This is a genomic window from Pseudonocardia sp. SID8383 (assembly GCF_009864975.1).
In the GTDB taxonomy this organism is placed as follows: Bacteria; Actinomycetota; Actinomycetes; order Mycobacteriales; family Pseudonocardiaceae; genus Pseudonocardia; species Pseudonocardia alni.
The window spans coordinates 1-10,004 of record NZ_WWFY01000176.1 but is presented as its reverse complement, the minus strand read 5'-3'; the positions used below and the strand labels follow the sequence as shown (position 1 = coordinate 10,004).

Annotated in this window: 8 protein-coding genes; 4 read left to right on the top strand and 4 right to left on the bottom strand. The window is 74.4% G+C overall.

Annotation, left to right across the window (positions count from 1 at the left end):
- Positions 1 to 2,193: ATP-binding cassette domain-containing protein (locus tag GTW08_RS04320; protein WP_161151443.1), on the top strand; the 2,193-nt coding region annotated here is incomplete at its 5' end.
- The gene (locus GTW08_RS04315) at positions 2,190 to 3,086 is read left to right on the top strand and encodes an ABC transporter permease (RefSeq protein WP_073576975.1); all 897 of its coding nucleotides are present in this window, start codon (positions 2,190 to 2,192) and stop codon (positions 3,084 to 3,086) included. The genes GTW08_RS04320 and GTW08_RS04315, both read left to right, overlap by 4 nt.
- 44 nt (positions 3,087 to 3,130) lie before the next feature.
- On the opposite strand, the gene GTW08_RS04310 is transcribed toward GTW08_RS04315, so the two are convergent.
- From GTW08_RS04310 to uvrB, 4 genes are all read right to left on the bottom strand, one after another.
- On the bottom strand, positions 3,131 to 3,898 hold the full coding sequence (locus GTW08_RS04310; RefSeq protein WP_073576976.1) for an acetoin reductase: 768 nt from the start codon (positions 3,896 to 3,898) through the stop codon (positions 3,131 to 3,133).
- A gap of 134 nt (positions 3,899 to 4,032) precedes the next feature.
- Positions 4,033 to 5,319, bottom strand: coding sequence for a GAF domain-containing protein (locus tag GTW08_RS04305; protein WP_253068810.1), 1,287 nt, complete (start codon positions 5,317 to 5,319; stop codon positions 4,033 to 4,035).
- Positions 5,320 to 5,407: 88 nt separating this feature from the next.
- Positions 5,408 to 6,697 (bottom strand): glycosyltransferase 87 family protein, encoded by a 1,290-nt coding sequence (locus GTW08_RS04300; RefSeq protein WP_073576977.1) that lies wholly within the window; start codon positions 6,695 to 6,697, stop codon positions 5,408 to 5,410.
- A 130-nt stretch (positions 6,698 to 6,827) separates the two neighbouring features.
- Entirely contained in the window at positions 6,828 to 9,065 is a 2,238-nt protein-coding gene (gene uvrB / locus GTW08_RS04295) for an excinuclease ABC subunit UvrB (RefSeq protein ID WP_202416382.1), read from the bottom strand.
- Between the two features lie 81 nt (positions 9,066 to 9,146).
- Between uvrB and GTW08_RS04290 the strand changes: the two genes are divergently transcribed.
- Positions 9,147 to 9,671 (top strand): DUF402 domain-containing protein, encoded by a 525-nt coding sequence (locus GTW08_RS04290; RefSeq protein WP_073576978.1) that lies wholly within the window; start codon positions 9,147 to 9,149, stop codon positions 9,669 to 9,671.
- A 79-nt stretch (positions 9,672 to 9,750) separates the two neighbouring features.
- A partial coding sequence (locus GTW08_RS04285; protein WP_202416381.1) for a hypothetical protein occupies positions 9,751 to 10,004 on the top strand: 254 nt, incomplete at its 3' end.

Here is a 10,004-nt window from a genome sequence, read left to right as displayed (position 1 = left end):
CCGGGCACCGCCGCCGGGACCGCGGACGGTCCGGGAGACGCCACGGCGACCGGCGCGGCCGCCGGCCGGAGACAGGACGCGTCACGGCCGGGGCCGGACCCGATCTGCGGACGCTTCGCCCGCGACGTCTGCGCCGCCTACGGCGAGGCCGCCCGCACCGGCCGCGTCTCCCCGGAGCTGGCCGAGCTGCTCCGCCGCTCCTCCCCCGCGACCGTCACCGACCGGATCACCGCACCGACACTGCTGGTCCAGGGCGAGCAGGACACCCTGTTCGGCCTCGACCAGGCCGACGCGAACGCCCGCCAGATCGCCGCGAACGGCACCCCGGTGTCGGTGCTGTGGTTCGCCGGCGGCCACGACGGCGGCGGCCCCGACTCCGAGGTCCGCGCCCGCATCGCCGACTGGTTCGACCAACACCTGCGCGGCCTGCCCGCGGCGCAGGGCACCACCGGTGGTTTCGCCGAGGCCCCCTTCGCCTACCAGGTCCGCAGCACCGTCCGCACCCGCGGCGACACCCCCACCGGCCGGACCGTCCTCGCCGGGGCCTACCCCGGCCTGACCGCGGGCTCCGGACCCGCCCCGACGACCGCGCTGCCCCTGGACGGCGGCGAGCAGACCGTCGTCCACCCACCGGGCGGGAACCCGTCGGCGCTCACGTCGCTGCCCGGCCTCGGCTCGGCGCTCGGGTCGCTGGGCTCGCTCGGCGGCCTGTCCGGCCTGACGACGCCGGGCCAGTCCGCCCGGTTCCTCACCGCGCCCGTCGCCGACGCGATGCAGCCCTCCGGGGCGCCGCGGGTGACGGTGCGCGTCGCGCGGGTCGCCGGACAGCCCGCCCCGGACACCGCGGTGCTGTTCGCGTCGCTCACCACGCTCACCCCCGACGGGCGCAGCACGCTGCTGGGCAACGCCGTCGCACCGCTGCGGATCGCCGTCCCCGCCGACGGCTCCCCCGCCGAGGCGACGGTGACGCTGCCCGGCGTCGTCGCGCCGGTGCAGGCGGGCAGCCGCCTGCTGGTGCAGCTGTCGACGACCGACCAGGGCTACGACTCCGGCGCCGACCCTGCGGTGTGGCGGGTCGGGCTCGCCGGGGACACCGCGCTGTCGGTGCCCCAGGTGCCCGGCCGCACCGAGTCGGCGGGGACCGTTCCGCTGTGGCCGGTGCTCGGGATCGCCGCGGTGCTGGCCGCGGCACTCCTGGTGTGGCTGGTGGCGCGGCTGCGGTCGCGCCGGACCGAGCCCTCCGACGACGACGTGCCCGGCGACGCGCCGCCGCTGGTCGTCCGCGGGCTGGCGAAGATCTACCGCAACGGGTTCGCCGCGGTGTCGGACGTGTCGTTCACCGTGCCGCGCGGTGCGGTGCTCGGCCTGCTCGGCCCGAACGGCGCCGGCAAGACGACCGTCCTGCGCATGCTCATGGGCCTGATCGCGCCCACCGCCGGGACGATGACGGCGTTCGGTCGCCCCGTCCGTCCCGGCGCGGCGGTGCTGTCCCGGATCGGCGCGTTCGTCGAGGGCCCCGGGTTCCTGCCGCACCTGTCGGGCGCGGAGAACCTGCGACTTTACTGGGAGGCCACCGGCCGCCCGCCGGAGCAGGCGCGGATGGAGGAGACGCTGGAGATCGCCGGGCTCGGCGACTCGGTGCACCGCCGCGTCGGCACCTACTCCCAGGGCATGCGGCAGCGCCTCGCGATCGCGCAGGCGATGCTGGGCCTGCCCGAGCTGCTCATCCTCGACGAGCCCACCAACGGGCTCGACCCGCCCCAGATCCACGCGATGCGCGAGCTGCTGCGCCGCTACGCCGCGGGCGGCCGGACCGTGCTCGTGTCCAGCCACCTGCTGTCGGAGGTGGAGCAGACCTGCTCGGAGGTCGTGGTCATGCACCGCGGCACGGTCGTCGCCGCGGGGACGGTCGCCGAGCTGATGGCGGCCGGGGGCGGCTCGTCGTTCACCGTGGACGACACCGGCCGGGCCCGGGCCGTGCTGGCCGCCCTCGACGGCGTCACCGACGTCGTCACCGGGGACCAGCCGGGCGTCGTGCACGCCCATCTCGACGGCACCGCCCGCGCCGACGCCGTCGCCGCGCTGGTGTCCGGCGGGGTCGCGGTCAGCGCGGCCGGGCCGCGCGGGCGGCTGGAGGACGCGTTCCTGGAACTGGTGGGCCCCGAGGGGCGCGACGTCGGAGGTACCTCGTGAGTGACGACCGTCAGCTCTCGACCCGCCGTGGGCACGTCGGCGACCTCGTGACCGGCCGGGCCGCGCCGCCCGCCGTCCCGGGACGGACCATGCCGCTGCGCACCGAGCTGGTCCGCCAGCTCCAGCGCCGTCGCACCCAGGTCGCGTTCGCGCTGGTCGTGGCGATGCCGATCATCCTGTGGGCGGCGTTCTCCCTCGGCGACGACGAGCCCGGCGCCCGTGGCCCGAGCCTGGTCGACCTGGCGTCGGGCAGCGCCGCGAACTTCGCGGTGTTCACGCTGTTCGCCTCGGCGAGCTTCCTGCTGGTGGTACTGGTCGCGCTGTTCTTCGGCGACACGGTGGCCTCGGAGGCGTCGTGGTCGTCGCTGCGCTACCTGCTGGCCGTCCCGGTGCCGCGGGCGCGGCTGCTGCGGCAGAAGGCCGTCGTCGCGGGGGTGCTGTCGGTGGCGGCGCTGCTGCTGCTCCCGGTCGCGTCGCTCGTGGTGGGGGCGATCGCCTACGGCACCGGCGACCTGGTCTCGCCGATCGGGGAGTCGCTGCCGTTCTGGAGCGCGGCCGGGCGGGTGATGCTCGGCGCGCTGTACGTGACCGTGCAGCTGAGCTGGGTGGCCGGGCTGGCGCTGCTGCTCTCGGTGAGCACCGACGCCCCGCTGGGCGCGGTCGGCGGCGCGGTGATGGCCTCGATCGTCTCCCAGATCATCGACCAGATCGAGGACCTGGGGATCATCCGGGACTTCCTCCCGACGCACTACGGCGACGCCTGGTCTGCGCTGCTGGCGACCGACGTCGACTGGTCGGACATGACCTACGGGACGTTCTCCGCGGTCTGCTACGCGAGCCTGTTCCTGGGGCTCGCGGCGTGGCGGTTCCGCACCAAGGACATCACCAGCTGACCGCGGTGCCGGGCCGGCCGCGCGGCCCGGCACCCGGTGGGCCCTCAGACCATGACCACCCCGCCGTCGATCATGACGGCCTGGCCGGTCATGTAGTCGGAGTCCGGACCGGCGAGGTAGGAGACGAAGGCGGCGACGTCGTCGGCGGTCTGCACCCGGCCCAGCGGGATACCGGCCGCGTACTGCTTCAGCGTCTCGCCCTTCCCCGCGCCGCTGCGGGCGCCCATCTGCTCGTCGATCAGGTCCCACATGTCGGTGCCGACGATCCCCGGGCAGTACGCGTTCACGGTGATCCGGTGCGGGGCCAGCTCCTTGGCCGCGGCCTGGGTCAGGGCGCGGACGGCGAACTTGGTCGCCGAGTAGTGCCCGAGCAGGGCGAAGCCCTGGTGCCCGGCGATCGACGCGGCGTTGACGATCTTGCCGCCGGTCCCCCGGTCGATCATCACGCGGGCCGCGGCCTGCAGGCAGTGGACGACGCCGAACACGTTGACGTCGAAGATGGTGCGCAGGTCCTCGGGGGTGACCTCGAGCAGCGGTTTGACCTGGGCGATACCGGCGTTCGCGACCATCACGTCCAGACCGCCGAGCTCCTCGGCGACCTGGCCGACCATCGCGGTGACCGCGCCGGGGTCGGTGACGTCGGCCGGGTAGGCCACCGCGGTCCCGCCCGCCGCGCGGATCTCCTCGGCGACGGCGGTGGCGCCGTGGGCGTCCCGGTCGTTGACCGCGACGGCGTGCCCGTCCCGTGACAGGCGCAGGGCGATGCCCCGCCCGATCCCGCGTCCGGCTCCGGTGACCACGGCGACACCCATGTCGGCCTCCCAGTTCGCTCGCGCGGGCCGCCGTGGCGGCGTCCCTGCCGCGGCGGGACGTTCCCGCGACCCCAGTCCAGCCGGTGACGCGGGTCACGGACAGCGTTGCAGGCGGGTTGCAGCGACGGGGTCGCTCAGTCGCGACGCAGGACGGCCACGCCCGGCGCGGTCGACTCCCGTACGACCCGGCTGCCGGCCAGCCCCGTCAGGTCCAGCTCGACCTCGGGGGCGATCCGGTAGGGGCGTGCCAGCAGGATCCCGCCCAGGTTCCGGCGCAGCCGCGACATCTCGGCGCGGACGGTGACCAGGTGCGCCCGGTCGCCGTAGAGCCCCTGGGACAGCGTCGCCGCGTCCAGCCCGCCCGCCCCGGCCCGGGCCAGCAGCACCAGGACCTCGGCGTGCCGGGTCGACAGCGGGTGCACCCAGCGGGTCGTGCCCTCGATGACGGCCTGCGGCGGACGGCCGTCCAGGTCCAGGCGCAGCCGCATCCGCCTGCTCCCGCCGGACGCCGGGCGCAGCAGCCAGCCGCCGGGCACCGGCTCGGGCAGGCAGGGCCCCAGCCCGTGGACGGCGATCAGGCGCTCCGGTACCGGTGCGGCGACCCGTTCGACACCGGGCAGCCCGGACGCGGCGGCGACCCAGCCGTGGTCGTCGACCACCAGGCCCGGCCCCGTGTCGCCGGCGAGCATCGGGGCGCCGATGGTGCGCAGCGCGTCGAGGCGGGCCTCGTGACGCTGCCACAGCCCGGCCTCGGCGAGCCGCACCGCGGTGTCGACGAGCGCGACGGTCGTCGGGTGGATGGTCTCGGCGGGCCCGGACAGGTCGACGACGCCGAGCAGCTCGCCGCTGCGCGGGTCGTGCACGGGGGCCGCGGTGCAGGTCCAGCCGTGGTGGCTGCGTACGAAGTGCTCGGCGGAGAAGATCTGCACCGGCCCGCCCTCGGCGAGCGCGGTCCCGATCGCGTTGGTGCCGACCGACTGCTCGGACCACTCCGCACCCTCGGTGAACCCCAGCGCGTCGGCGCGGCGGCGGACGGCGGTCGACCCCTCCCGCCACAGCAGGACCCCGTCGGCGTCGCAGACGACCATCACGTGCCGGGCGTCCTCGGCGACCGAGGTCAGCGCGGCACGCAGCGCGGGCAGCACCGGCACCAGCGGTGACGTCGCGCGGCGCTGCTCGACGACGGCGGCGTCCAGCGGGCCGGGCGGCTCACCGGCGTCGGGGTCCACGCCCTGGGCCCGGACCCGGTCCCAGGAGCGGGTGACCAGCCGACGTCCGCGCGCCGTGTCGTCGGGGCGCGCGTCGCCGGACAGCACCGCGTCGTGCAGCCGGGACAGCATCCGGGCGTGCCGACCGAGGTCGGTCCCCGGGCGGACGGCGCACACACCTGCCCGGTTCCGGTCGTCGTCGACTGGCTCCACCGGCACCTCCGGCTCCCACAGTAGGCGGGTGTCCGTGACCCGCGCCATAGTCGCGGGCGGACGTGCCCGGGCGGCCCCCGCCGGAGGGTCAGGAGCGGACGTGACGCCGTTCGGCGTGCGGGGCCCGCGGACCGCCGGGACGGCCCGGGCCCCGGGTGACGTACCAGCAGCCCAGTCCGAGGGTCAGCGCGGCGGGGATGACGTAGCTGGCCCCGAGGAACTGTTCCCAGAGGCTCCACTTCATCTCGACGCCCCACACGTTGGGCATCCAGCGGAACGGCGCGATGTAGAAGATCGCGGCGATCACCGCGCCGACCGCGGCCCACCCGGCGCTGCGGTACCGCACCGCGTGCGCACCGATCCCGACCAGCGCGGGCACCACCCACACCCAGTGGTGCGACCAGGCGGTCGGGGTCGCCATCAGCACGACGGCGGCCGTCGCCGACATCGCGATCACCGGCTCGGAGCGCCGGATGACCGGCACGGCCAGCGCCAGCAGGACGGCGACGATGCCCAGCCACAGGATGTGGAACCAGGGGTCGGGGACCTCCTGGCGGGCGAGCACGGCCTGCACGGTCTCGTTGGAGAAGAACGTCGAGCCGCTGACCCCGGCCGCCGGTCCCCCGACGAACCAGTACCGCACCGAGGAGTCGAGGTCGACGACGAACCCGATGCCGGTCGCGAGGATGCCGGTGACGACGGCGACGCCCGCCGCCTTCCAGTCCCGCCGCACCAGGAAGTACAGGACGAACCCGCCCGGGGTCAGCTTGATCGCCGCGGCCAGGCCGAGCAGCAGCCCGCGCGGCCACCAGGTCCGCGGGGCGAGCAGGTCGACCAGCACGAGCAGCATCAGCACGAGGTTGATCTGGCCGAAGGCGAAGGTCTGCGCGACCGGCTCCGTGAGCAGCGCCGCGGCCAGCACCGGCACGCCCAGCACGAACGGGGCCCGCCGCCCGCCCGCGGGCCACGCGACGCGGATCGTGAGCGCGATGCAGACCGCCAGCGACAGCACCGAGGCGATGAACTGGGCGGTGAACGCGACGGCGTAGGGCACCACGGTCAGCGGCACCATCGTGATCGCCGCGAAGGTCGGGTAGATGAAGGGCAGCTCGGGCCCGTGCAGGGGCAGCGGGAGCCGACCGTACATGTCACCGCCGTCCAGCCAGACCTGCACGCCGATCCGGTAGACGTCGAGGTCGAGTGCGTAGTCGCGCAGCCGGAACCAGGACCAGTACAGCGCCGCGGCCAGCAGCGGCACCGTGACCACGAGTGTCCAGGGGGTGAGCGCCGCCGTCCGCAGCCGTCCGACGAGGACCGCGGCGGCCCCGCCGCGAGCGGCGGGCACGTCGGGGTCGTGCGGGGTGCGGGTGACGGTCACGCGGGCTCCTCCGTGTGCGGCCGGGCCGGACGGGTACGGGCCGCGCGACGGGCGGAGCCCGGCGGCCGCTCGGGGACGACGGTGGACCACGGTAGCGGGGCGCGACCTCGCGCCCCGCCGCGGGACCCGCCTACGACACCCCGGCCGCGTCCATCCCCCGCAGCTCCTTCTTGAGGTCGGCGATCTCGTCACGGAGCCGGGCCGCCAGCTCGAACTGGAGGTCCCGTGCGGCGGTGAGCATCTGGTCGTTCATCTGCTGGATGAGGTCGGCCAGCTCGGCACGCGGCATGCCCGCCGTGTCCTTCGCCGCCACCCCGGAGCTGCCCGCCGCGGCCGGACGGCCCTTCTCCCCCGCCGCCCGCTTGCCGCGCGAGGCGTTGCGGCCCGACCCGCCGACAGGGACGGCCTCGGTGTCCTCGGCCTCGCGGTAGACCTGGTCGAGGATGTCGGCGATCTTCTTGCGCAGCGGCTGCGGGTCGATGCCGTGCTCGGTGTTGTAGGCGACCTGCTTGGCGCGGCGCCGGTCGGTCTCGTCGATGGCGTACCGCATCGAGTCGGTGATCCGGTCGGCGTACATGTGGACCTGGCCGGAGACGTTGCGCGCCGCGCGGCCGATGGTCTGGATCAGTGACGTGCCGGAGCGGAGGAAACCCTCCTTGTCCGCGTCGAGGATCGCCACCAGCGACACCTCGGGCAGGTCGAGGCCCTCGCGGAGCAGGTTGATGCCGACCAGCACGTCGTACTCGCCGGACCGCAGCTGCCGCAGCAGCTCCACCCGGCGCAGGGTGTCGACCTCGGAGTGCAGGTACCGGACCTTGATCCCGAGCTCGAGCAGATAGTCGGTGAGGTCCTCGGCCATCTTCTTGGTCAGCGTGGTGACCAGGACCCGCTCGTCCTTGGCGGTCCGGTCCCGGATCTCGGCGACCAGGTCGTCGATCTGGCCCTTGGTCGGCTTCACGACGACCTCGGGGTCGACCAGGCCGGTGGGGCGGATGACCTGCTCGACGAACTCGCCGCCGGTGCGGTTGAGCTCGTAGGGACCCGGGGTCGCGGACAGGTAGACGGTCTGGCCGATCCGGTCGGCGAACTCCTCCCAGGTGAGCGGCCGGTTGTCGACCGCCGAGGGGAGGCGGAAGCCGTACTCGACGAGGTTGCGCTTGCGGGACATGTCGCCCTCGTACATGCCGCCGATCTGCGGCACGGTCACGTGCGACTCGTCGATGACCAGCAGGAAGTCGTCCGGGAAGTAGTCGATCAGGGTGGCCGGCGCGGTGCCGGCGCCGCGGCCGTCGATGTGGCGCGAGTAGTTCTCGATGCCCGAGCAGAACCCGACCTGGCGGATCATCTCGATGTCGTACTGGGTCCGCATCCGCAGTCGCTGGGCCTCGAGCAGCTTGCCCTGGTTCTCCAGCTGCGCGAGGCGCTCCTCCAGCTCGGCCTCGATGGCGCGCACGGCGCGTTCCATCGCCTCCGGGCCCGCGACGTAGTGCGTCGCCGGGAAGACCTTGATCTCGTCGACCTGCTCGACCTCCTCCCCTGTCAGCGGGTTGAGGTAGTACAGCGCCTCGATCTCGTCGCCGAAGAACTCGATCCGCAGCGCCAGCTCCTGGTAGGCGGGGATGATCTCGACGGTGTCACCGCGGACCCGGAACGTGCCGCGGGTGAAGGACATGTCGTTGCGGGTGTACTGCACGTCGACCAGCAGCCGCAGCAGGCGGTCCCGCTCGACCTCCTCCCCGACCCGCAGCGAGACGGACCGGTCGAGGTAGGACTGCGGGGTGCCGAGGCCGTAGATGCACGACACCGAGGCGACCACGACGACGTCGCGCCGGGACAGCAGGTTCATCGTCGCCGAGTGCCGCAGCCGCTCGACGTCGTCGTTGATCGAGCTGTCCTTCTCGATGTAGGTGTCGGTCTGCGCGATGTAGGCCTCGGGCTGGTAGTAGTCGTAGTACGAGACGAAGTACTCGACCGCGTTGTTCGGGAGCATCTCCCGCAGCTCGTTCGCCAGCTGTGCGGCCAGGGTCTTGTTCGGCGCCATCACCAGCGTCGGGCGCTGCTGCTGCTCGATCAGCCACGCGGTGGTGGCCGACTTGCCGGTGCCGGTGGCGCCCAGCAGGACGACGTCCTGCTCGCCGGCACGGAGGCGCCGGTCCAGCTCGGCGATCGCGGTCGGCTGATCACCGGCCGGGACGTGCTCGCTGACCACCCGGAACGGGGCCGTGCTCCGCTCGACCGCACCCACCGGGCGGTGCTCGGAGTGCGCGCGCGGGGTGTCCGTCGGGGTGGTGCCCGCGTCCGGGTGTGCAGCGTCCTCCCGGGCACGGGAGTCCGCCGCGCTGCCCGGGACCTCGGTCGCGAATGCCATGACACCAGGGTACGAGCGACCCCCGACACTTTCCCCCCGTGCGCCCCGCCGGATCCTCCGGAGGAGGCAGGATGGGCGACCGTGCACCCGCCCAAGACGCAGACCTTCGACCCCGAACGGGGCGTCCAGGTCGACACCAAGGGGACCCACCGCGAGATCGCCACACTGCGCGAGGAGACCTGGGGGCTGTACCTGTCACGGCCCGTCGTCGCCCGGCCGAACGCCTGGTGGATCGAGACCTGGGTGCTCCCGGAGCTGGGCGTGTGCCTGTCGGACTGGCAGTGGCGGCCGGGGCACGAACGCGACCAGGACGTGTACGTCGACGTCGCCGCGATCACCCGCGAGGGCAGGCGGCTGCACATGACCGACCTCTACCTGGACCTCGTGGTGCGCCGCGGCCGCGGGACCGACGTCATCGACGTCGACGAGTTCGTCGCCGCCGTGGCGCAGGGGCTGGTCGGGACCGACCTGGCCGAATACGCCCTGGAGCGGTCGCACGCCGTGCTCGACGGGCTGGTCCGGCACGACCACGACCACGTGGCCTGGCTGGCGTCCCTGGGGATCGACCTGGGGCCGCGGGACCGGCCGGAGGACGCTCGCGACTGACCGTCGCCACGGACCGGCGACGCGGCCGGTCCGTACGGCGCGCCCGGGGCACCGACCGGCCGCGGCCGGGCCGGCCCGGGTGGGTCAGAGCGCGGAGGACTGCGCCGGGCCCAGGCCGACGGCGCTGGTCGAGGTCTCCGGCGGCGTGGTCCCGGTGGTGGTCGTCGGGTCGGGCGAGGTGGTGGTCGGCGCGGCCGAGTTGGTCGTCGTCGGGACCGGGTCGGTCGTCGGCTCCGGGGTGCCCTCGTCGGTCGGCTTCGGCGTCGAGGTCTCCGGCGGCGTGGTCGGCGGCGGGGTCGTCGGCTTCGGCGTGGTGGGCCGGGGCGTCGTCGA